Genomic DNA, 22,006 nt, shown 5'->3' with positions numbered 1-22,006 from the left:
GTCAGACCGGCGTCCAGCACGGCCTGCGCGAACTCCGCGTTCTCCGAGAGGAAGCCGTAACCCGGGTGGACCGCGTCCGCACCCGAATCCTTGGCCGCCGACAGCACCTTGTCGAAGTCCAGATAGCTGGTGGCCGGGGTGTCGCCACCGAGCGCGAACGCCTCGTCCGCGGCCCGGACGTGCAGGGCGTCCCGGTCCGGGTCCGCGTAGACGGCCACGCTGGCGATCCCGGCGTCCCGGCAAGCACGGGCCACCCGGACAGCGATCTCACCACGGTTGGCGATGAGCACCTTGCGCACGATGCCTCACTTCTGCTGAAAGTCTCTGCTGAGAGTACGAATACGTCCGGCCGGCCCCGCGGTCCTGGCGGGGCTCCCGGCCGGTCCTGCGGACGGGTGCCGCCCCGGAGGCTCGTACCACCGCGCGGGTACGAGCCTCCGGGGCGGCGTTCAGCACGCGAGCGTGCTCACCAGGCGTAGGCCTCGGGCGCCGGCTTGGCCCCGTTCGGGCCCGGCGGCGGGAAGAGCTGGTCCAGCTTCGCGAGCACCGTGGCGTCGAGCCGGATCGTCAGGGCGCGCAGCGAGCCGTCGAGCTGCTCGGCGGTGCGCGGTCCGATGATGGGCCCGGTCACCCCCTCCTGCGCGAGCAGCCAGGCCAGGCCGACGTGCGCCGGGTCCTCGCCGATCTCGGCGCACAGCTTCTCGTACGCCTCGACGGTGTCGCGGTGCTGGGCGAGCAGTCCCGCGGAGTGCCCGGAGGTGCCGCGCGCGGCGCCGCCCTCCTTCAGCTTGCGCAGGACACCGCCGAGCACGCCGCCGTTCAGCGGGCCCCACGGGATCAGGCCGAGGCCGTAGTGCCGCGCCGCCGGCAGCACCTCCAGCTCGACCCAGCGGGTCATCAGGTTGTACCGGGACTGCTCACTGACCAGACCGAGGAAGTGCCGCGACGTGGCGGCCTCCTGCGCCTGGGCGATGTGCCAGCCGGCGAAGTTGGACGAGCCGAAGTAGAGCACCTTGCCCTGCTGGCGGAGGACGCTGAACGCCTCCCAGATCTCCTCCCACGGCGTGGACCGGTCGACGTGGTGCATCTGGTACACGTCGATGTAGTCGGTGCCCAGGCGCCGGAGCGAGGCCTCGCAGGCGCGCCGGATGTTCAGCGCCGAAAGGTGCGACTCGTTGGGCCAGTTGCCCGTCGGGAGGTAGACCTTGGTGGCCAGCACGGTCTTCTCGCGACGGCCGTTGCCCCCGGCGAACCAGCGGCCGATGATCGGCTCGGTGGGCTGCTCGCCCGGACGCGTGCCGTAGACGTTCGCCGTGTCGAAGAAGTTGATGCCGCGGTCGTGCGCCCGGTCCATGATCGTGTGGCTGTCGGCTTCGGACGTCTGCGTGCCGAAGTTCATCGTGCCGAGCACGAGCCGGGACACGGACAGTCCGCTGCGGCCGAGGTTGGTGTATTCCACGTGTGCCAGTCCTTCAGTAGTGCTGGATCTCCGACCGCGCGCCGTGCCGGGGCGATCGGGGCTGGGGGGCGTACGGGACCGGGCAGGACCCGTACGGAAGGGGAGCGGGATCAGGCCGCTGCCGCCTGGTCCGGGTACCACTCCGTCATGTGCGCGAGGTCCTCCTCCCAGCCCCGGCCCGCCGTCCGGCCGAGGTCCGCCCAGAGCGGGGCGCTGTCGAACCAGTGGTCGGTGGCGAGCATGTCCAGGGCCCGGGTGGCGGCGCCGTTCTCCGTCGGCAGGGCACGGGCGTGGGCCAGGCTGATGTTCCGCCGGGGCGGCGGGGGAGTCATGCGGGCGGCGACCGCCCGCAGCAGTTCGGAGGCCGTGACCGGCTCCGGATAGGCCGCGTGGTAGACGGCCGAGGACAGGCGGTCACGCGGGGCGAGGCCGACCGCCACGAGCAGCGCGGCGAGTTCGGCGGCGGAGATGACGGAGAGCCGGGCGTCCCAGCCCGTGGGCGTGCCGGGCAGCGTCCGCAGCAGCCGGCCGAGCCCGGGCACGACCCAGTGGTCACCGGGTCCGTAGACCAGGTGCGGCCGTAAGACGGTCCCGCCGGCGGCCAGGACGGAGTCCTCGGCCTCGGCCCGGGTGCGTGACGTGGGCGACTGCGGCCGGCGCGGGAGCTGTTCGGGACGGGCGCACCGGAAGATGCCGCGCCCGTAGACGGAGGCGGTGCTGAGGTGGACGATCCGGGAGACTCCGGCACGCCGCGCCTCGGCGACGAGCGCGGCGGTGCCCCGGGCGTTCACGGCCTCGTTCTCCTCCGGCGTCCCGCCGATCCGCGAGGCGCAGTGGAGGAGCACGTCGACGCCGTCGCACAGCCCGCGAAGCGAGTCCGAGTTCGTCAGGTCCGCCCGTACGATCCGGGCCCGGCCCGCTGCCGGCGGTCGCGGGGGGCGGCGGTGCGAGGTGAGGGTCAGCCGGGCGCCGAGGCGGGCGGCCTCGCGGGTGACGTGGGCGCCGATGAATCCGCCCGCTCCGGTGATCAGGATGTTCGGCACGTGGGAACTCCGGTCGCGTGACGGGTCGTGGGTCACCGGCTGCGCGTGCGCAGGGTGAGGTGGGTGACGAAGACGTGCGCGCCGTTCTGGCTTCCGCGCACCCGTACGTGGACGTCGCCGGCGGGATCGACCGCCGTCGGCTCGGCCTCGATGACACAGGGTGCGTCGAACTCGGCGTACCGCTCGAAGGAGCTTGACATGTCGAGGACGACGGCGTCGGTCATGCCGGTCACGGCGTGCGCGGCCTGTCGGGCCGCTTCCAGCAGCACCATGCCGGGGACGTGGTCCACGGGGTGGTCGAAGAAGATCGGGTGGGTGCAGTCGACGCGGAGCTCCCACCGGTTGGCTCTGCCGCTCGGATCCTCGGAGAGCACCACGTGCTGCGGGTCGGTGCGGCCCACCCGGGCCGGGTCTATCGGCAGCCCCGGGAGGCGGCCGGAGAAGGTGGGGCGCCCGCCGCGCAGGCGCTTGTAGACGTTCGGCCGGGTGCAGCTCAGGGCGGCTCCGGCGGTGGCCAGGGCCGCGCCGTCGACCTTCACCGTCACGTCGTAGCGCATGCCGCCGAGTTCCTTGCCCCGCCGGACGATGTCGCGGCACACGGTGTGCAGTTCGACCTCGGTCGGGGTGGGCGTGGCGACGAAGAGGTCCATCGTGGAGGCGAACGAGATGGAGTGCATCAGGAACTGGTGCCCGAGCCCGACCGCGAACTCGGCGTGGGCGAGCAACGCCCCGGTCTGACGTACCGATTCGACCAGCAGCATCGGGTCCTGGTAGCCGCCGGACTGGGCGAACAGCGCGTGTCCCCGGGGCCACTGGGCCCTCACCACGAAGGAGTTGGGCTCATCCGCCCACCGCCACCCGGTGAGCAGGACCTCCGAGACAGCGGCGCGGTGCACGTACTGGCGCGGAACGGTGGTGGTGAAAGCCGTGAGTGCCGAATCGAGCATTGCGGTCATGGCTGGCGCTCCTGTCTGTTTTCGGGCAGGGCGGAGCTGCTGAGTGTGGCAACAGCCCCCGTTCGGTCCACACACCCAACAAAATACAGACAGGTCTGTTGGGTAAATCAAGTAAAAAGTTGGGGTCGGGCGTGTCGAGGAACGGAGCGGAGCGCTCCGCCGAACCTGCGCACAGCGGAGCAAGAGCATCACGGAACGAGATCAAGGAACCGACAGTTTTGCCGGTTCTTGGCCATGGCCACCCGGCGCTCGAACCGAGCAAAGAGCCGGGGCCGGGCGGGTGTAAAACGCCATATCTTCCCGGTCATCGCAGGTCAGAATGGGCTCGGTTAGCGCGACACGGTCGTCCTGCTTCGCATTGACAATCAGACAAGTCTGTTTGGTATCTTCACCAAGCACCTGAACTTCGAGACGAGCATTTGGCAGTCGGTTGACGCCGGCGCTCCAGGAGGACCAGATGAACCAGCAGGTAGCAGACCTACCCGACGCCCACACCGCGCGGCTGCACCCCGTGCCCCAGCACGCCCACCCCGCCGCGCCCCGACTGCACGTCCCGGTCGAGCACCCTGCCCTGCGCATCCTGGTCGTCGAGAACGAGGAGCGTTCGGCCAAGGCGCTGGTGCAGGACCTGATACGGAGGGGGTATCGCGCCGACAGCGTGACCACCGGGAGCCAGGCGCTCCAGGTGCACCGCCAGGCCGACCTGATCCTGCTCGACCTCGACCTCACCGACCTGGACGGTCTGGAGGTCTGCCGGAGCATCCGCGCGATGAGCGACACCCCGATCATCGCGGTGACCGAACGCGGCAGCGAGCTCGACCGCGTCCTCGGGCTGCAGGCCGGCTCCGACGACTACATGGTCAAGCCCTACGGCTTCCATGAACTCCTCGCCCGCATAGGGGCGGTGATGCGCAGGGTACGGCCGTCGCCGACGGCCCGGACGATCGAGCACGGCCCGCTCCGCATCGACGCCGACACCCGCAAGGTCACGCTGCACGGCCGCCCCGTGGACCTCACGCGCAAGGAGTTCGACCTCCTGCACATGCTCGCGATCCAGCCGGGCGCCGTGGTCTCCCGGCGGCAGCTGATGACCCAGGTCTGGGACGACGCCTGGTCGCACAAGGGGCGCACCATCGACACGCACGTGAGCAGCCTGCGCGGCAAGCTCGGATCCAGCCATTGGATCGTGACCGTCCGGGGTGTCGGTTTCCGTCTGGGCAACCCGTGAGGGTGTGCCGGTGCCGTCCGGCGTCGGCGGGGAGCGCCGCGTGCGCCCCGGCGCGCGGCGGAAGTGCGCGGTCTGTCCGTTTCCACTTGCGCGCCCCTGGCCAGCGGCGCACGGGCAAGTAGAATGCAGACTTGTCTGTTTCGTTCGTTGGCGAGTGGCGAGGACCCGGGGTATGGCAAAGCAGGAACGCGGAACGCGATCACGTCAAGCGATCCTGGAGGCTGCCGCTGAGGTCTTCGACCTTCGCGGATACGACGCCGCGAGCACCAACGAGATCCTGGCGCGCAGCGGGCTGACCCGCGGTGCGCTGTACCACCACTTCCCGTCCAAAGAGTCGATCGCCATGGCGCTGCTCGACGCGCACGGCGGTGCTCTCTTCGCGCCCGAGCGGACCACCAAACTTCAGTCGATCATCGACCTGACCTTCGCGTTCGCCGTCCAGCTCCAGCGCGATCCGGTCCTGCGGGCCAGCGTGCGCCTGGCGGTCGAGAAGACCTCGTTCCCCCGCCCGGTCGACACGCCGTACGAGCAGTCGACCGTGGCCATCGGCGAACTCCTCGCCCAGGCGCAGGGCCAGGGCGAGGTCCTGCCGGGCCTGGACGTCCGCGACGCCACCACCGTGATCATCGGCGCGTTCACCGGCCTGCAGGTGATGTCGCAGGTCTACACGAACCGCGAGGACCTGCCCGAGCGCGTCAGCGCGATGTGGCGCTTCCTGCTGCCGGGCATGGTCGCCCCCGGGCTGATCGGCAACCTGCGCGTCACCCCGCCGCCGGCGGATCTCGTCGCCGCGGACGTGGCGCGCGCCGAGGCCCTGGCCGAGGAGGCCGCGGCCGAGGCGTCCGCGGCCGCTTCGTAGGCCCTGCGGGGGTGTTGAGAGCCCCTGGGCGGCCGGGCCCAAATGGGGCCGGATCCTGGGGCGTTGGGCCCGGAGGTGTCCGGGCCCAGAGGTGTTCGGGCCTTGGGGTGCCCGGGCCCCGGGGTGTCCGGGGCCTGCCGGCCGCGGCGTGCCCCGGCCTGCCGGCCCCGGCTCTCCGGGCCGTCGGCCCTAGCCGGCCTCCTTGAAGAGGGGCAGCAGCATGTCCCATATCCGCTCGGTGCTCTCCCGGCTCCACCAGGCCGTGTCGGTGTAACCGAGGGACTCCAGGCCCGCGGTGACCACCACGGCCAGGTCCGCCAGGACCTTCTGGTCCGGGCGCTCGGGGGCCTCCGTCAGGACCTCGGCGCGCACCCGGTCCAGCATCGCCTCCCGTAGCCGGGGCGGGGTGTCGGTGCCGTCGGACGCCAGCCGCATTCCCGCGCGCACCAGTTGATCGTCCGTCAGGGCCCTGCCGAGAGCGGTGCTGAAGCGGGCCGGCGCGTCGGCGCCCCCGTCCGCGAAGCTGTCGTCGGCCAGTGCGCGGACGCGGTCCTGGGCCTGGGAGTGGACCTCCGCCACCAGCTCCGCGATGGACGGGAAGTGGTGGTAGAGCGCGCCGCGGCTGACCCCGGCGGCGTTGCAGATGTTGACCAGCCCCGCGTCGGCGAGCCGGCCGTTCGCGATGAGCTCCACGGTGGCACGCACGAGTGCCTGACGGGTCGTATGCGACCGTTTTTGCATCGCGCATGTCCCTTGCCCGGTACGACGGCTCTCACTGCGACAGCCCGAAGTGTGAGGAGACGCCGAAGGTCGCCTCCCTCCAGCAAGAACCATACAGCCATGCCTGTTTCGATGGGACCCGCTGGGCCGTCCGTATCTCAAATTCCACGCAAGACGGCCGGTTCCTGTCACGGAATGCCGTACTGGGGTCGCCGGTATGCCCGGCTGCGCCCCAACCGACATACAGGTCTGTATGTTTTGCGTGGAAGGGAGCTCCTGCCCTCCCGAGCGGGAGCTCAGTCCCCGAAACGGTCCAGGTAGTCCGCGTTGGCGATCGGCGTCGCGGCCAGGTACTCCTCCGGCAGGTCGAACGCGTCGACCAGCGCCGTCAGGTGGGGGGCGAGGTCGCCGACCACGCGCTCGGTCGTGCCGTGGAGGGCCTCCACATGGGCCGGGGTGAGGTGGCCCGCGGCGAGCAGGTCGCCGGTGTGCGGCCGCAGCTCGTGGAGGAGGAAGAGCCGGGAGACGCCTTCCAGGAGGAAGCGGGTGCGCGGGGCGGTCGCGCGGGCGGTCGCGGCGAGCAGGGCGTCGGCGGCGCGGACGCGGGCGTGGGCGGCGACCATCTCGAGGGCGGCGCCGGAGGTCTCGTTCCAGCGGCCGACGGGGTCGCCGGAGGGGCCGCCGCGCAGGGCGGTGCGCGCGCGGTTCTGCCAGACGCGCTCGACGCAGGCGTGCAGGTCGCGCAGGAAGCCGAGGTCGGTGAGCTCGCCGCGGGGCGCGTGGGTGGGCCCGGCCTCGTGGGCGAAGACGAGCTCGGAGGCGGCCTTGACCCAGATGACCAGGTTGTCGCCCTCCGCGGTGATGCCGCCCTCGACGTTGAGCGGCAGATCGGCGAGGCCGTTGGCGGGGAACAGGCCCTGGGCGCCGCAGCGTTCGCGGGCCTCGACGGTGATGTCGCGGGCCTGCCAGGTGATCCAGCCCTTGGCGATGGCGATCAGCCGCTCGACCTCCTCGCGCTCGGCCGCGTCGGCCGGGTCGTGGCCGGCCCAGCGGTCGACGACGGAGCGGTGCAGGAGGGTCATCGCGTAGGCGGTGGCGACGGAGCGGAGCAGCCGGCCGTGGTGGCTGCGGTGGGCGGTGAGCGGCATCCGCTCGCCGGCCCTGGGGGCGCCTATCGTGCGGTGGTGCGCGTAGCGGACGGCGATCGCGAGGGCGGCGCGGGCCATGCCCAGGGTGCCGCCGCTCATGCAGAGCTTGCCCATGGTGACCCGTCCGACCGAGCGCAGGAACCGCTTGCGCCGGTTGCCGAGGCTGCTGGTGAGCCGGCCGTCCTTGTCGAGCCGGCCGTGCGCGGCCTCCAGCATGGCCTCGCGGGGGAGTCGTACGTGGTCGAAGGAGGTCAGGCAGTGGTCGACCGGGGTGCCGGTGCGGTCCGGCAGGCGCTGCACGCGTATGCCGGGCAGATGGCGTTCGGCGTCGCTCAGCGGGGTGAGGAAGAGGAAGATGCCCTGGTCCTCGTCGTCGACGAGGAGGCGCGCGGCGACGACCGCGGTCTTGGGGCCGCCCGCCAGGCTGGTGTTGGGCATGAACTTGCGTGCCCCGGGGTTCGGGGTGTGCAGGACGAAGCCGCCGGTCTCTGGGTCGTGGCGGGCCACGGTCTCCAGGGAGGTGACGTCGTTGCCGTGGGCGAGCTCGGTGCACAGGAAGGTGCCGGTACGGTCCATGGCGGTGTACGGGGTGAGGTCGCGCCGGTAGCCGTCGTGGTCTAGGAGGCTGCCGAGGAAGAGGTTGTAGTGGATGCTCGCGAGGGTGCACAGCCCGCCGTCCAGGAAGCCGGTCCACTCGTGCAGTGCGGCGAGCCGGTGGGCGTCGTAGCTGAGCGCCTCGGCGGCGGGGCCGGCCACGGTGTCGTTGACCAGCCGCAGGCGCTCGTAGGAGAGGGCCACCCGCTCGGCGGGGGTGAGCCCGGGGCGGTGGGCGAAGGCCTCGCCGGAGATCAGCCGCCGCCATTCGCCGTGGACGCGTTCGCGGTCGTCCCCGTCGAAGAGGAGGCGGGTGAGTTCGTCCGCGCCGCCGCGGGTCATGCCGTGTCCGGCCTGTCTGAGCGGTGCCTCCGCGTGCTGGAGCATCTCGGCGCGTCCCCCGAATTGAGTACCGGTGAGGGTGGTCTGGCCTACCAAGAGTAAGATACGTACCATCCGGTTTTGTTTCAATAAGGTCGGCCGCCGGAACCTTGTCAAACCGGTTGGGTGGTTTTATTCTCGAAATGTGGATGTGTGAAGAAACCGGATCGCCGGGGCCCACCTTACGCTCGGCGGCAGTCGTACGGAGAGACCGGTCGCCGACGCATCACTCCATGTGAGGCCGTTGGAATACCAGCCTTGCGGTTTGTTTCGGTTCCGCGAGGCACGGAGGATGTAGTGGCGCAACAAGAACGGGCCATCCGTACCCGCCAGAAGATCGTGCTCGCCGCGGCCGAACTCTTCGACGAGGTCGGCTACGAGGCGGCGACGATCTCCGAGGTCCTGAAGCGCTGCGGGGTGACCAAGGGCGCCCTGTACTTCCACTTCTCCTCCAAGGAGGAGCTCGCCCAGGAGGTGCTGGCCGGACAGGTCGGCGCCCTGCCGCCGGTGCCGCAGCGGGAACTGAACCTGCAGCAGCTCACCGACGAGGCGCTGGTCCTCGCCCATCTCCTGCGCGCCGGCGACCCCATGGTGCGCGGCAGCATCCGGCTCACCGTCGAGCAGGGCTCGCTCCAGGACGGCCTCGACCGCCAGGTGCCCATGCGCGGCTGGATCGACCACAACATCGACGTCCTGACGAACGCCAAGACGGCCGGAGAGCTGCTGCCGCACGTCGACATCACCTCCGCGGCGACGCTGTTCACCGGCAGTTTCACCGGGGTCCAGATGCTGTCCAAGATCATGACCCAGCACGCGGACATGGTGGACCGGGTCGCCGACCTCATGCGGACCCTGCTGAGCGCCATCGCCGTGCCGGGGGTCCTCGTCCGTCTGGACTTCGAGCCGTCCCGCGCCGAGCGGGCCTACGAAGAGGCGCTGCGGGCACGGAACGGCGACACCGCTGTCGCGTCGACGGCGAACTGACGGCGCCTCGACGAGGGGGAGGGGAAGCGACGCTCTCCTCGGTTGCGTGTGCGGTGGGGGCACGCAGGGAACGTACGTCCGAACCGAAATGGAGAACACACGCATGGACCCCATCGAAGCGGCCCCCTGCCCCTACGCCCTCGACGTGACCGGCCGCGACCTCGCCGGCGAGGCCGCCACGCTGCGGGAGCAGGGCCCCGCCGTACCGGTCGAACTCCCCGGCGGCGTACGGGCCTGGGCCGTCGTCCGGCAGGAGCACGTCGAGGCGCTGCTCGTCGACCCCCGGGTCTCCAAGGACGCCCGGCGCCACTGGCCCGCCTTCGTCGAGGGCCGGATCACCCCCGAGTGGCCGCTGTACCCCTGGGTCGCCAACGAGAACATGCTCTTCGCGTACGGGGACGAGCACGCCCGGCTGCGCCGCCTGGTCGCCGCCGCGTTCACCGCCCGCCGCACCGCCGCCCTGCGGCCCCGCGTCGAGGAGATCGCCGCCGGCCTGCTCGACGGCCTGGCCGCCACGTTCGCCGCCGGGAAGCCGGCCGAACTGCGCACCGGATACGCCGAGTCGCTGCCCCTCCAGGTCATCTGCGAGCTCATGGGCGTCGCGGAGGGAGCCGACCGGGACGAGCTCACCGCGGCCCTGCGCACCGTCTTCAGCTCCAGCGTCTCGGCCGCGACCATGGAGGCCGCGCGCGGCACGGCGTTCCGGCTGCTCGCCGAGCTCGTCGCCGCCCGCCGCCAGGAGCCCGGCGACGACCTGACCTCCTCCCTGATCGCGGCCCGCGACGGCGCCGACGCCCTCACCGAGAGCGAACTCCTCGGCTCCCTCTTCCTGTTGATCGCCGCCGGCCAGGACACCACCGCCGCGCTCGTCGTCAACGCCACCGCCGCGCTGCTCACCCACCCCGAGCAGCTGGGTCACGTCCGGGCCGGCCGGGCGAGCTGGGACGACGTGGTCGCCGAGACCCTGCGCACCCACAGCCCGGCCGCCTACTCGCCGCTCCGCTTCGCGGTCGAGGACATCGAGCTCGACGGCCTGAAGATCGCCCAGGGCGACCCGATCCTGGTCAACTTCGCCGCCGGCGGCCTCGATCCGGCCCGCTACGGCGAGGACGCCGCCCGCTTCGACGTGCTGCGCACCGACCGGGACACCCTCGGCTTCGGCCACGGAGCGCACCGCTGCCTGGGATCGCCGCTCGCCACCCTGGAGGCGACCGTCGCCCTCGCCGCGCTCTTCGAGCGCTTCCCGGATCTGGAACTGGACTGCCCGCCCGCCGAGTTGGCGCCGCTCCCCACGTTCCTGCTGAACGGCTACGGGGCGTTGCCCGTGCGCATACCTGCGCGCGACTGAGGGCATCCGCGCGGAACCGCGAAAACCGCTCATCCGGTTTGTTACTGTGGAGTGACACGTGTTGGCACCCACGGCGCAGTGACGGAGGCCCCTTGGCCAAGCAGGAGCGGGCGATTCGGACGCGCAACGCCCTCGTCGAGTCGGCGGCCACGCTCTTCGACCGGGAGGGCTTCGAGGTCGCCTCGCTGGCGACCATCAGCGCCCGGGCCGGGGTCAGCAGCGGGGCCCTGCACTTCCATTTCCCGAGCAAGGCGGCGCTGGCCGACGCGGTCGTCGCGGCGGCCGGCGACCGGCTCGCGCGGATCACCCGGGAGCGCGAGGCGCTGCCGCTGCAGACCCTGATCGACGCCAGCCACGAGCTCGTCCAGGGGCTGCGCGCCGACCCGGTGCTGCGCGCGGGCTTCGTCCTGAGCGCGGGCGGCCCGGAGCGCACCCGCGTGTCGCAGGACCTGCGGCGGCTGTGGCGCGAGTGGGTCGAGTCCGTCGTGGCGCGCAGCGAGCGGGCGGGGCTGCTCGCGCCGGACGTGGCCGCCGCCGACGTGGCCGCCGCGGTGGTGGCGGTGGCCGCCGGACACGCGGCCCTGGGCCAGCAGGACCCGCGCTGGCTGGAGCGGGCTCCGCTCACCCGCTTCTGGGCGTTCCTGCTGCCCCGCGTGGTGGGCGCCACACGGGTCGGCCTGTTCGTCGCCTCGGGCGCCCCGGAGGCGGAGCCGTACGGGACCGGCGCCGCGGGCCCGCACGAAACGACGCCCGCGGAGGCCGAGTCCCGCTCTTAGGGGGACCCCCGCGCGGTGCCGCCCCCGAGGAGGGCCGCGTCCGGCGGGGGCCCGCTCCGGGCGGGCTAGGGCCGGTCCGCCGCCGCCGTCCGCCGTGGCCGAGGTCTCTCTTGACCGGTCCGGTGGGGGCGCATAGCGTCGCTTTCCGGCGCGAGCTGAGCAAGCGCTCAGGGAACGAAGCCGGGACGACGGGAAAGAGGCCGCACCGTGGTCGAGCCGCACACCGACACGGTCACGGACACGGTCACCGACCCGGTCACCGACACCGACACCGCCGCCGCCATGGTCACCGGCACCGCCGTCGACATGGTCGCCGAGGCGCTCACCGGGCCCGGCGCGCCCTTCGCCGTCGACGAGGGCGTCTACCGGGGCGGCCCGCGGACCCTGCGGGAGTTCGTCGAGACCACCTGGGGCTTCGGCGACCGGCCCTTCCTCGTCTCCGAGGACGGCGTGACGGGCTACCGCGCGTTCTTCGACGCCGCCTGCGGTCTGGCCCGGCGCCTCGTCGACGTGCACGGACTGCGCCCCGGCGACCGGGCCGTCGTCGCGATGCGCAACCACCCGGAGTGGCACATCGCCTTCTGGGCCGCCCAGCTCGCCGGCCTCGTCGCCGTACCGCTCAACGCCTGGTGGACCGAGGACGAGTTCACGTACGCCCTCGACGACTGCGCGCCCCGCGTGCTGCTCGTCGACGGCGAGCGGCTCCCGCGCGTCGCCGCCTGGGCGCGCGCCCACGCCGTACCCGGCGTCGTCTTCCACGGCGAGGCCACCGACGGCTTCGAGGCGTACGTCCCCGACACCGACCCGCTCCTGGGCCCGCCGGACGTCGAGGTGCTGCCCGAGCACGACGCCACGATCATCTACTCCTCCGGCACCACGGGCCGCCCCAAGGGCGCCGTCGCCACCCACCTCGCCCAGGCCGGCGCGGCGATGAACCCCCGCTACTTCGCCGCCGCCTCCGCGCTCCGGCGCGGCGAGCGCCCCGGCGCGGGCCCGGCGCCGGTCTCGCTCACCACCTTCCCCTTCTTCCACGTCGCCGCCTTCACCTCGTTCTACTCGGTCATGGCGGCCGGCGGCACGCTCGTCCTGATGCGCAAGTGGGACGCGGCCAAGGCCCTGGAGCTGATCCGCGCGCACCGCGTCACCCACTACTCCGGCGTCCCCACCACCGCCCTCCAGCTGCTCGATCTCGCCGTGCGCACCGGCGACCCGCTGGAGTCGCTCGTCCAGCTCAGCACGGGCGGAGCGGCCGCCCCGCCCGAGATCACCGCGCGCCTCACCGCCGCGTACGGCGAGCGGATCGAGCCCCGTAACGGCTACGGGCTCACCGAGACGTGCGGCGGCGTGCTCGCCAACTTCGGCGCCGAGTACCGGGCCCACCCCGGCAGCGTCGGCCGGCCCACCCCCACCACCGAGGTGCGGATCGACCGGCCCGACACCGAGGGCGTCGGCGAGCTGTGGCTGCGCGGCCAGTCCCTGATCCGCGGCTATTGGGGCGACGAGGAGGCCACCCGTGCCGCCTTCACCCCGGACGGCTGGCTCCGCACCGGCGACCTCGCCCACCTCAGGGACGGGCGGGTCACCGTCGTCGACCGGATCAAGGACCTGGTGATCCGGGGCGGAGAGAACGTCTACTGCGTCGAGGTCGAGGGCGTCCTCCACGACCACCCGGACGTCGCCGAGGCCGCCGTCCTCGGCGTCCCGCACGCCGGGCTCGGCGAGGAGGTCGCCGCCGTCATCCGGCTCCGGCCGGGCGCGACGGCGGGACCGGAGGAGTTGCGGGCCCACGTCGGGGCGCGGCTCGCCGCCTTCAAGGTGCCGGCGCACGTCTTCGTACGGGACGGGGGGCTCCCGCGCAACGCGACGGGGAAGGTCCTCAAGCGCGAACTCCGCGCCGAGATCGCGGACGCGACGGGCCGGGCGGGCGCCTCCGGCGCCACGGGCGTGAGCGGATCCGTGTGAGCGTCTGCGGGCCTGGTGGCCTGCGGGTCTGCGGGTCCGTGTGAGCGTCTGCGGGCCTGGTGGCCTGCGGGTCTGCGGGTCCGCGCGAGCGTCGGCCGGTCCGCGTGGGCGTCCAGGGGGCCGAGGGCGCCGGCCGGTCCGTGCGGGCGTCAGCTCCTCGATATGCGGACCCGGTAGCCGCCCGTCGCATCGTCCTCCTCGAGGACGCTGACGCGGATGCCGTTGGCCCGGTCGTGGAAGCTCTCGCCCGGCCCGTAGGTGGCGTCCGACAGCTCCGCGTGCACGTTGGGGCGCCGGGTGCAGCCGCCGCTGTCGTGGTCGCTGTCGTTGACGGTCACGGGGCCGTGCCCGGTGTCCACGTCGGTGTCGACCCGGTAGACGAGGACGCCGGGCTTGCAGACCGCCTCGTCGTTGCCCTCCCGGGTGCGCACCTCGATCGCGTAGCCGGAGGTGCCGGAGAGCGGGACGAAGGCGAGCTTCTGGCCGCCGGTGGTGGCGAGCGGGGTGAGGGTGTAGTCGACGTCTCCGGTCTTGGCGGCGCAGCCGATCTGGTCGTTGTCGAGCCAGCCGAGCTTCCACTTGTGCCAGCCGAGCAGGTCGTTGTTGGCCCCCCAGTCCTCGGACATGATGTCCCAGTGCCCGACGGTGCCGCCGCCGTCGAGGGTGTAGAGGTCGGGCAGCCCGAAGACGTGCCCGTTCTCGTGCGGCAGGACGCGGTAGCCGGTCTCGGCGTAGGTCCCCGAGCCGTCGTCCTGCCGGCTGTAGACGAAGGACGTGTTGGCGAGCGGCACGCCGTCCGCGTAGGGGGCGTCGTCGTTCCCGGAGAAGGTCACGGACAGCACCGTGTCGAGGGCCGAGGGCCCGGCGTTCGGCGTGACGAGGACGTTGACCAGGTCGTACGTGCTGAAGTCCACCCGGCTGTCGGCGGCCTTCACGATGTCGTCGACGAGCTTGCGGTAGCCCGGCTCGTACGGGGAGCCGCGCTCGATGCCGTACGAGGAGAAGGGGTGCGGCATCCGCAGCCAGTCGGGTATCGGGGCCTCGGGGTGGTAGACGAGCCGCCCGTAGGAGCTGGTGCGGAACCACTCGGTGGTCTTCGGGAAGAACTCGTGGAAGCGGTTCATCGCCGTGCCCTGCCCGGGGACGTCCGGGAAGTCGATCATCAGGTTGAGGGCCCGGACCTCGCCCGTGGAGCGGGCGTATCCGGGGGAGGTGGGCATTCCCTCCGACATCTGCACACCCATCGTCGTGGCGATCCGGCACGGTCCCAGCGGCGCGTCCCCCGGGTCGGCGGCCACCGGCCCCGCGGAGGCGGGGGCGGGGCCGGGCAGGGTCGTGCTGGCCGTTGCCAGGGCGGCGAGCGCGAAGGCCGTCGCGGAGGCCAGGGCGATGGGTCTGCGTATCCGTCGGCGGGTGTCCTGCATCCGGTCGCCTCTCTGAGCGGCGTCATCGATGCGATCAGCCTGGGCCGGGGGTGGGGGGCGCGCTCGCCGGGTGGCCCGACCGGGGTACGCCGACCGTGGACGGCAGTACGTGACCCAGGTCACACGACGGCCGGGAAATAACCGGGGACCGAGTCCCCGTTTACCCCTGTGTTCAGCGAAGTGGGGACTCGGTCCCCGGATGGCCTCCGGAAGAGCCGGGGAGTAGGGAGAGGCACCGTGAGCACCAGCACCGCCGACGCCGCGCCCGCCCGCCGCGTGCCGCGCCCACGCGCCGACGCGCTGCGCAACCGGGAACGGATCGTGACGGCCGCCCGCGAGATGTTCGTCGAGTCCGGCGCCCAGGTGCCGCTCGACGAGATCGCGCGCCGCGCCGGAGTCGGCAACGCCACGCTCTACCGGAACTTCCCCGAGCGCGCCGATCTCGTCCGCGAGGTCGTCGTGTCCCTGATGGCCCGCATCGCCGAGCGGGCCCGGGAGGTCGCCGAGCAGGAGAGCGACACCTTCGCCGCCCTGCGCCGCTTCATCCACGCCGCCGCCGACGAGCGGGTCGGCGCCCTGTGCCCGATGCTCGACGGCGACTTCGACAAGGACCACCCCGACCTGGACGCCGAGCGCACCCGCCTGGAGGAGGCCGTCGAGGGCCTCGTCCGGCGGGCGAGGGCGGCCGGCCGGCTGCGCGCCGACGTCGGCGTCGGGGACCTGATGGTCGCGGTCTCCCAGCTGACCCGACCGCTGCCCGGGACGGGCTGTCTCGACATGGACCGCTTCGTCCACCGTCACCTGCAGGTGTTCCTGGACGGTCTGGAGGCGCCCGCGCGCTCCGACCTGCCCGGTTCCGCCGCGACCCTGGAAGACCTGAGGAGCCGTTCCTGCTCCGGTTCATGACCCGGCCCGCGGCCCCGTAGCGCCGTCCTTCCGCCGTACCCCCCGTACGCCCGTACCTTTTTCACCGTTTCGCGCCAAGAGGTGGCTACCCCCATGTCAAAAATCACCGAGACCCCTCCCTCGGCCCAGGCCGACCCCAGTCGCTGGAAAGCGCTGGTCTTCATCGCCCTCGCCCAGCTGATGGTCGTGCTCGACGCGACGATCGTGAACATCGCGCTGCCCTCCGCCCAGCAGGACCTGGGGATCTCGGACGGCAACCGGCAGTGGGTCATCACCGCCTACGCCCTCGCCTTCGGCGGTCTGCTCCTGTTCGGCGGCCGGATCGCCGACCTGTGGGGCCGCAAGCGCACCTTCGTGGTCGGTCTGATCGGCTTCGCCGCGGCCTCCGCCCTCGGCGGCGCCGCGACCGGCGAGGCCATGATGCTCGGCGCCCGCGCGCTGCAGGGCGCGTTCGGCGCGCTGCTCGCCCCGGCCGCCCTCTCGCTGCTCGCGGTGATGTTCACCGACGCCAAGGAGCGCGCCAAGGCCTTCGGCATCTACGGTGCGATCGCCGGCGGCGGCGGCGCCGTGGGTCTCATCCTCGGCGGCTTCCTCACCGAGTACCTGAACTGGCGCTGGACCTTCTTCGTCAACATCCCGTTCGCGATCGTCGCGGCGGTCGGCGCCTACTTCGTCATCCGTGAGCCGGCCGGCGGCCGCAACCGCTCCCCGCTCGACATCCCGGGCGTGGTCCTGTCCACCCTCGGCCTGGTCTCCCTGGTCTACGGCTTCACGCGCGCCGAGTCCGACGGCTGGTCGGACCCGACGACGATCGGCCTGTTCGTCGCCTCCGCGGTGCTGCTCGCCGCCTTCGCCCTCGCCGAGTCCCGGGTGAAGTCCCCGCTGCTGCCCCTGCGCGTCGTCACCGACCGCAACCGCGGCGGTGTCTACCTCTCGCTCGGTCTCGCGGTCATCGCGATGTTCGGCCTGTTCCTGTTCCTGACCTACTACCTGCAGGTCGTGAAGGGGTACTCGCCGGTCAAGACGGGCTTCGCGTTCCTGCCGATGATCGCGGGCATGATCACGGGCTCCACCCAGATCGGCGCCCGGCTGATGACGAGGGTCCCGCCGCGCCTCCTCATGGGCCCCGGCTTCCTGACCGCCGCCGTCGGCATGCTGCTGCTCACCCAGCTGGAGATCGGCTCCTCGTACGCCGGTCTCATCCTGCCCGCGCAGCTGCTGCTCGGCCTCGGCATGGGCACGGCGTTCATGCCGGCCATGTCCCTGGCCACGCACGGCGTCGACCCGCGGGACGCCGGTGTCGCCTCCGCGATGGTCAACACCTCGCAGCAGGTCGGCGGCGCCATCGGTACGGCCCTGCTGAACACCATCGCCGCCTCGGCGACCACCGCGTACCTCGCCGACCACGCGGCCGGCGCCACCACGCCGGCGGCCCAGAAGCTGCTCCAGCTCCAGGGCATGGTGGAGGGCTACTCGGCGGCCATCTGGTGGGCGGTCGGCATCCTGGTCGTCTCCGCGACCCTGGCGCTCACCCTGATCAACACCGGCCGTCCCGGCGCCGGCGTGGTCGCCGGCTCGGGCAAGGGCGCGGCAGTCGAGGACGAGGTGAAGATCCCCGTCATCGCCCACTGACGCCCACCGGCCCGGGCCGCCGGCCACCCGGTGCGGTCCATCTCCACGGCGCTTCCTGCCCTGGCCCCGCTGAGCTCTCGGCTCAGCGGAGCCAGGGCAGGTCCGCGTTCGGGTCCGTCGGCTGGAGGCCCTCGGCGACGGTCCGCATGATCGCGCCGAGCTGCTCGATCTGCTCCCCGGTCAGACGGTCGAAGAGCGCCTGCCGTACGGCCTCGACGTGGCCGGGCGCGGTGCGCCGCAGCACCTCGTACCCCTCGTCGGTCAGCGTGGCGAACTGGCCGCGCTTGTCCGACGGGCACTCCTCGCGCGCCACCCAGCCGCTCTTCTCCAGACGGGCGATCGCGTGGGAGAGCCGGGACCGGGTGATCTTCACGTCCTTGGCCAGCTCCGTCATGCGCATCCGGCGCCGCGGGGCCTGGGACAGCTGCACGAGCAGCCCGTAGTAGATGTGCGGCATCCCGGCGTCGCGCTGCAGCTGGCGGTCGAGATGGTCCTCGAGGAGGGTGGTGGCGTGAAGGTACGCGCGCCAGGCGCGCTGTTCCTCGTCGCTGAGCCAGCGGGGTTCGGTCATGGATCCATGGTACGGGCAGTTCTTGAAAGTTGAACTAGATCGGGTCTAGGCTGTGTATGAGCACCAAGCTTGAAACTTCAAGGAATGGGCTCCTCGCACCCCCTGGACGCGCAGTTAAGGAGGCGGACGCCATGGACGCCACGCTCGAACGGAACCCCGCCCCCGCCCGGATGCCGGCCCTCTACCTCTCCCACGGCGCCCCGCCGCTCGCCGACGACCCCGTCTGGCCGGGCGAGCTGGCCGCCTGGTCCGCCGGGCTGCCGCGCCCCAAGGCGATCCTCATGGTCTCCGCCCACTGGGAGGAGGCGCCGCTCGCCCTGGGCGCCACCGAGACCGTGCCGCTCGTCTACGACTTCTGGGGCTTTCCCGAGCACTACTACCGCGTCCGGTACGCCGCTCCCGGCGCCCCCGAACTCGCCGAGTCCGTCCGCAAGCTGCTGCGCGCCCCCGGCACGCCGGTGCAGGACATCCCGGACCGGGGCCTGGACCACGGTGCGTACGTACCCCTCGTGGAGATGTTCCCCGGGGCCGACATCCCGGTCCTGCAGATCTCCATGCCGACCCTCGACCCGCGGCGCCTCATGGACATCGGGCGCAAGCTCGCGCCGCTGCGCGACGAAGGGGTCCTGATCGTCGGCAGCGGCTTCTTCACCCACAACCTGGCCGCCCTCCGGCACGCCGGCGGCGTGCCCGGCTGGTCCGCCGAGTTCGACGCCTGGGGCCACGAGGCACTGGCCGCGCAGGACGTCGACGCGCTGCTCGACTTCGAGCGCAGGTCGCCCGCGGGCCGGCTCGCCCATCCGCGCACGGAGCACTTCGCCCCCCTCTTCGTCACGATGGGCGCGGCGGACGCGGCGGGCGACCTGGCCGAGGAGCGGAGCGTGATCGACGGCTTCTGGATGGGCCTGGCGAAGCGCTCGGTCCAGTTCGGCTAGCGGCCGGGCGCCCTCCGGGATTCCTGCCGGGCGCCCTCGCGGGATTCCTGCCGGGCGCCCTCGCGGGATTCCTGCCGGGATTCCTGCCGGGCATCCGGTGGGGATTCCTGCCGGGCCGAGGGGCCCGCCTGCTCAGAGCTCCTTCTCGAACCAGGCCACGTCCCAGTACCGGCCGAACTTGCGGCCCACCTCCCGGTGCGTCCCGACGGGCCGGAAGCCGAAGCGGGCGTGGAGGCGGGCCGAGGCCTCGTTGGGCTGCGCGATCCCCGCGTACGCCCGATGGACGTCCTCCGTGGCGAGGGCCTCGAACAGCTCCTCGTAGAGCAGGGTGCCGATGCCGCGCCCACCGGCCGTGGGGGAGAGGTAGACGCTCACCTCCACGGAGGTGGCGTACGCGGCCTTCGGCCGGAAGGGGCTGCTGGTCGCGTAGCCGAGGATCTCGCCCGATCGAGTGTCCTGGGCAACCAGGAGACGGTGGGGGCCGTCTTCAGGGTGGGAGCGGAGCCAAGGAAGCCGCTGCTCCGGAGCGAAGGGCTCCGTGTCGAATGTGATCGCCGTCTCACGGACGTAGTGGTTGTAGAGCTCGGTGAGCGCGGCCAGATCGCCCTCGCCCCCCGCCCTGACCTGCACATCCGTCGGTCCCATGGTCGATTCCTCCGTGCCGTCGGCGGGGCGTCGGCGGCGCAGGATACTGCATGATCGCGAAAATCCCTGTGCCGGGTGGGAATTCTGTCCTGATTCCAGTCGTTGTTTCCGTCGGATGCAGGGCACCCGTAAGGGTGTCGCGACCTACTCAGCAAGGGAGCACGCATGGCAACCCGTGCCGTCGCCCGTCGTCAGTCGTCCGCCGCGAGCGGAGACAGCCGGGCAAGCAGCGTTCGCGCCGTGGGCGGGGAGATCGCCGACCGCGACCTGGTCGGCATGTACCTCGACGAGATCGCGCGCACGCCCCTGCTCGACGCCGCCAGGGAGGTGGAGCTCTCCCAGACCATCGAGGCGGGCGTCTACGCCCAGGAGATCCTCGACGGAGAGGTGGAGAGCGAGGCGGGCGGAGCGACCCGCGAGGAGCTCGAGGCGCTGGTCGCCGAGGGCGAGCGGGCCAAGGACCTCTTCATCAAGTCCAACCTGCGCCTCGTCGTCGCCGTGGCCCGCCGCTATCCCCGCAGCGGGCTCCCGCTGCTCGACCTGATCCAGGAGGGGAACGCGGGCCTGGTGCGCGCGGTCGAGAAGTTCGACTACGCGAAGGGCTTCAAGTTCTCCACGTACGCGACCTGGTGGATCCGCCAGGCCATCACCCGCTCCATAGCGGACCAGTCCCGCACGATCCGGCTCCCCGTCCACCTGGTGGAGGAGCTGGGCCGCATCCGCCGGGTGCAGCGCGAGTTCAACCGCGAGAACGGCCGCGAGCCGGAGCCCGCGGAGGTGGCCGCGGAGCTGGGCTCGACGCCCGAGCGCGTGATCGATGTCCTGGACTGGGCGCGCGACCCGGTCTCGCTCAACATGTCGGTGGACGACGAGGGCGAGACGCAGTTCGGGGACCTGCTGGAGGACACCTCGGCCATCTCCCCGGAGCAGTCGGTCCTCACCCTGCTCCGCAGCGAGGAGCTGGACGACCTCATCGACAAGCTCGACAACCGCACGGCGTCCATCATCCGCATGCGCTACGGCATCGAGGACGGCCGCGAGCGCACCCTCACGGAGGTCGGCAAGGAGCACGGTCTGACCCGCGAGCGCATCCGCCAGATCGAGAAGCACGCGCTCCTGGAACTGAAGAAGATGGCCCGCGACACGGGCTTCGACGCGGTGGCCTAGGACGGCCGGCGCCCGAGGCGGGCCCGCGATCGGTGGCCCGCCGCAGGGAACGGCACCCCGCCGCTGTGGTGGGGAGCCGCTTCCCGCCGTCGTGGGCAGTCGTTCCTCCCCCAGACTTCGTCCGGGGGGACCCCCAGGGCGGAACGGGGGGCACGACGACTACGCCCTGGCCGGGCCCAGGCTCCCTCGTCCAGGCCCGCGCCACAGCCGCCGCGGCTTCACCGCGGAGGCTGCCGTATGGCGCGCGCCCGTGCCGCAGTGGCCGCCTCTACCGGCCCCCGCCCCCCGTCGCCGTGGCCAACCGCGTCGACAGATCCCGCGCGTACTCCACCAGCGACGCCGGGCCGTGGATGGTGAAGGCCGCGTCGACCAGCGCCAGACGCACGACCAGCCACTCGGTCGAGTCGGTCGTCCGCGTCCGCAGCCGGCAACTGCTCTCGGTGACCGCCACCGGCGCCAGATGCGCCGGCAGCCGCGCCGCGACGAACTCCACCGGCGCCTCGAAGCTGACGTCGAGGTCGACCTCCGGCTGCGCCCGCGCCATCGACCGGGTCAGATACGCCGCCGCGTCCCCCGTCGGCAACTCCCGCGGAGTGAAGCGCGCGGCCGTCGGGAAGGGATCGCTGACCCGGTCCACCCGGAAGGTCCGCCAGTCCTCCCGCCCCATGTCGTACGCGACGAGATACCAGCGCCGCCCGGTCGACACCAGCCGGTACGGCTCCACGAGCCGCTTCGTCTCGGTGCCGTCGCCCGCCCGGTAGCCGAACCGCAGCCGCTCCTGCCCCGTCACCGCGCCCGCGAGCGTCGTGAGCGTGGACGGCGCGACCGTCGCACCGTCCCCGCGGGTCAGCGGGATCGTCGCGTTCTGGAGTGTGGAGACCCGGTGCCGCAGCCGCGACGGCAGCACCTGCTCCAGCTTCGCCAGAGCCCGTACGGACGCCTCCTCGACGCCCTCGATCGCGTGCCCGGCCCCGGCCCGCAGCCCGACCGCGATGGCCACGGCCTCCTCGTCGTCGAGCAGCAGCGGCGGCATCGCCGTCCCGGCCACCAGCCGGTAGCCGCCCACGGCGCCCTTGGTCGCCTCGACCGGATAGCCGAGATCCCGCAACCGGTCGACGTCCCGCCGGATCGTGCGCGACGAGACCGAGAGACGTCGGGCCAGCTCGCTGCCGGGCCACTCGCGCGGAGTCTGGAGGAGCGACAGCAGATTCAGGAGTCGTGCCGGTGTGTCCGTCATGCTTTCCAGGATGGCCTTCATCTAGGACATG

At 72.3% G+C, this 22,006-nt stretch carries 19 protein-coding genes and 1 pseudogene; 10 read left to right on the top strand and 10 right to left on the bottom strand.

Going from position 1 to position 22,006, the window contains the following annotated elements; genetic code table 11:
- The 4 genes from ACIGXE_RS28590 to ACIGXE_RS28575 all read right to left on the bottom strand — a co-directional run.
- A partial coding sequence (locus ACIGXE_RS28590) for a biotin carboxylase N-terminal domain-containing protein (protein ID WP_399751753.1) occupies positions 1 to 299 on the bottom strand: 299 nt, incomplete at its 3' end.
- A gap of 167 nt (positions 300 to 466) precedes the next feature.
- Positions 467 to 1,459 (bottom strand): aldo/keto reductase, encoded by a 993-nt coding sequence (locus ACIGXE_RS28585; protein ID WP_399751752.1) that lies wholly within the window; start codon positions 1,457 to 1,459, stop codon positions 467 to 469.
- Between the two features lie 110 nt (positions 1,460 to 1,569).
- Positions 1,570 to 2,502, bottom strand: a complete 933-nt coding sequence (locus ACIGXE_RS28580) for an NAD-dependent epimerase/dehydratase family protein (protein ID WP_399751751.1) — start codon at positions 2,500 to 2,502, stop codon at positions 1,570 to 1,572.
- A 32-nt stretch (positions 2,503 to 2,534) separates the two neighbouring features.
- Positions 2,535 to 3,458 (bottom strand): ScbA/BarX family gamma-butyrolactone biosynthesis protein, encoded by a 924-nt coding sequence (locus tag ACIGXE_RS28575; RefSeq protein WP_399751750.1) that lies wholly within the window; start codon positions 3,456 to 3,458, stop codon positions 2,535 to 2,537.
- Positions 3,459 to 3,915: 457 nt separating this feature from the next.
- On the opposite strand from ACIGXE_RS28575, the gene ACIGXE_RS28570 reads away from it, so the two are divergent.
- Both ACIGXE_RS28570 and ACIGXE_RS28565 read left to right on the top strand, forming a co-directional pair.
- Positions 3,916 to 4,686, top strand: coding sequence for a response regulator transcription factor (locus tag ACIGXE_RS28570; protein WP_399751749.1), 771 nt, complete (start codon positions 3,916 to 3,918; stop codon positions 4,684 to 4,686).
- 172 nt (positions 4,687 to 4,858) lie between these two features.
- Positions 4,859 to 5,545: a ScbR family autoregulator-binding transcription factor gene (locus ACIGXE_RS28565; RefSeq protein ID WP_399751748.1), complete on the top strand. Its 687-nt coding sequence runs from the start codon at positions 4,859 to 4,861 to the stop codon at positions 5,543 to 5,545.
- 189 nt (positions 5,546 to 5,734) lie between these two features.
- Here the strand turns inward: ACIGXE_RS28565 and ACIGXE_RS28560 are convergent, their stop codons facing one another.
- Positions 5,735 to 6,250, bottom strand: coding sequence for a TetR family transcriptional regulator (locus ACIGXE_RS28560; protein ID WP_399751747.1), 516 nt, complete (start codon positions 6,248 to 6,250; stop codon positions 5,735 to 5,737).
- 311 nt (positions 6,251 to 6,561) lie between these two features.
- Positions 6,562 to 8,394, bottom strand: a complete 1,833-nt coding sequence (locus ACIGXE_RS28555; RefSeq protein ID WP_399751746.1) for an acyl-CoA dehydrogenase — start codon at positions 8,392 to 8,394, stop codon at positions 6,562 to 6,564.
- A gap of 291 nt (positions 8,395 to 8,685) precedes the next feature.
- On the opposite strand from ACIGXE_RS28555, the gene ACIGXE_RS28550 reads away from it, so the two are divergent.
- The 4 genes and pseudogenes from ACIGXE_RS28550 to ACIGXE_RS28535 all read left to right on the top strand — a co-directional run bounded on the left by ACIGXE_RS28550 (position 8,686) and on the right by ACIGXE_RS28535 (position 13,458).
- A complete protein-coding gene (locus ACIGXE_RS28550) occupies positions 8,686 to 9,372 on the top strand; it encodes a ScbR family autoregulator-binding transcription factor (protein WP_399751745.1) in 687 nt (228 codons plus the stop codon).
- Positions 9,373 to 9,460: 88 nt separating this feature from the next.
- Positions 9,461 to 10,603, top strand: a pseudogene (locus tag ACIGXE_RS28545) (cytochrome P450); the annotation flags it as partial.
- 209 nt (positions 10,604 to 10,812) lie between these two features.
- On the top strand, positions 10,813 to 11,496 hold the full coding sequence (locus ACIGXE_RS28540) for a ScbR family autoregulator-binding transcription factor (protein WP_399751744.1): 684 nt from the start codon (positions 10,813 to 10,815) through the stop codon (positions 11,494 to 11,496).
- A gap of 282 nt (positions 11,497 to 11,778) precedes the next feature.
- Positions 11,779 to 13,458 carry a class I adenylate-forming enzyme family protein gene (locus ACIGXE_RS28535; RefSeq protein WP_399751764.1) on the top strand — a complete coding sequence of 560 codons (1,680 nt, stop codon included), beginning with the start codon at positions 11,779 to 11,781 and terminating at the stop codon, positions 13,456 to 13,458.
- 149 nt (positions 13,459 to 13,607) lie between these two features.
- On the opposite strand, the gene ACIGXE_RS28530 is transcribed toward ACIGXE_RS28535, so the two are convergent.
- Positions 13,608 to 14,882 (bottom strand): M6 family metalloprotease domain-containing protein, encoded by a 1,275-nt coding sequence (locus tag ACIGXE_RS28530; RefSeq protein ID WP_399751743.1) that lies wholly within the window; start codon positions 14,880 to 14,882, stop codon positions 13,608 to 13,610.
- Positions 14,883 to 15,119: 237 nt separating this feature from the next.
- Here ACIGXE_RS28530 and ACIGXE_RS28525 point away from each other — a divergent pair, with 237 nt between their 5' ends.
- Both ACIGXE_RS28525 and ACIGXE_RS28520 read left to right on the top strand, forming a co-directional pair.
- The gene (locus tag ACIGXE_RS28525) at positions 15,120 to 15,788 is read left to right on the top strand and encodes a TetR/AcrR family transcriptional regulator (RefSeq protein ID WP_399751742.1); all 669 of its coding nucleotides are present in this window, start codon (positions 15,120 to 15,122) and stop codon (positions 15,786 to 15,788) included.
- Positions 15,789 to 15,881: 93 nt separating this feature from the next.
- On the top strand, positions 15,882 to 17,420 hold the full coding sequence (locus ACIGXE_RS28520; RefSeq protein ID WP_399751741.1) for an MFS transporter: 1,539 nt from the start codon (positions 15,882 to 15,884) through the stop codon (positions 17,418 to 17,420).
- A gap of 82 nt (positions 17,421 to 17,502) precedes the next feature.
- Here ACIGXE_RS28520 and ACIGXE_RS28515 read toward each other — a convergent pair whose 3' ends face one another.
- Positions 17,503 to 17,991 (bottom strand): MarR family winged helix-turn-helix transcriptional regulator, encoded by a 489-nt coding sequence (locus ACIGXE_RS28515; protein ID WP_399751740.1) that lies wholly within the window; start codon positions 17,989 to 17,991, stop codon positions 17,503 to 17,505.
- Between the two features lie 131 nt (positions 17,992 to 18,122).
- Here ACIGXE_RS28515 and ACIGXE_RS28510 point away from each other — a divergent pair, with 131 nt between their 5' ends.
- A complete protein-coding gene (locus ACIGXE_RS28510; RefSeq protein WP_399751739.1) occupies positions 18,123 to 18,926 on the top strand; it encodes a dioxygenase in 804 nt (267 codons plus the stop codon).
- Between the two features lie 132 nt (positions 18,927 to 19,058).
- Here the strand turns inward: ACIGXE_RS28510 and ACIGXE_RS28505 are convergent, their stop codons facing one another.
- Complete coding sequence (locus ACIGXE_RS28505) at positions 19,059 to 19,571, bottom strand: GNAT family N-acetyltransferase (RefSeq protein WP_399751738.1); 513 nt, start codon at positions 19,569 to 19,571, stop codon at positions 19,059 to 19,061.
- Positions 19,572 to 19,736: 165 nt separating this feature from the next.
- Here ACIGXE_RS28505 and ACIGXE_RS28500 point away from each other — a divergent pair, with 165 nt between their 5' ends.
- The gene (locus tag ACIGXE_RS28500) at positions 19,737 to 20,738 is read left to right on the top strand and encodes an RNA polymerase sigma factor RpoD/SigA (RefSeq protein WP_399751737.1); all 1,002 of its coding nucleotides are present in this window, start codon (positions 19,737 to 19,739) and stop codon (positions 20,736 to 20,738) included.
- A gap of 268 nt (positions 20,739 to 21,006) precedes the next feature.
- On the opposite strand, the gene ACIGXE_RS28495 is transcribed toward ACIGXE_RS28500, so the two are convergent.
- Entirely contained in the window at positions 21,007 to 21,975 is a 969-nt protein-coding gene (locus tag ACIGXE_RS28495; RefSeq protein WP_399751736.1) for a helix-turn-helix transcriptional regulator, read from the bottom strand.
- Between the last annotated feature and the right edge of the window lie 31 nt (positions 21,976 to 22,006).

It is taken from the genome of Streptomyces sp. NPDC053431, from assembly GCF_044544925.1.
Taxonomy (GTDB): Bacteria; Actinomycetota; Actinomycetes; order Streptomycetales; family Streptomycetaceae; genus Streptomyces.
The sequence above is the reverse complement of the archived record's forward strand: the minus strand, read 5'-3'. Positions and strand labels throughout refer to the sequence as shown.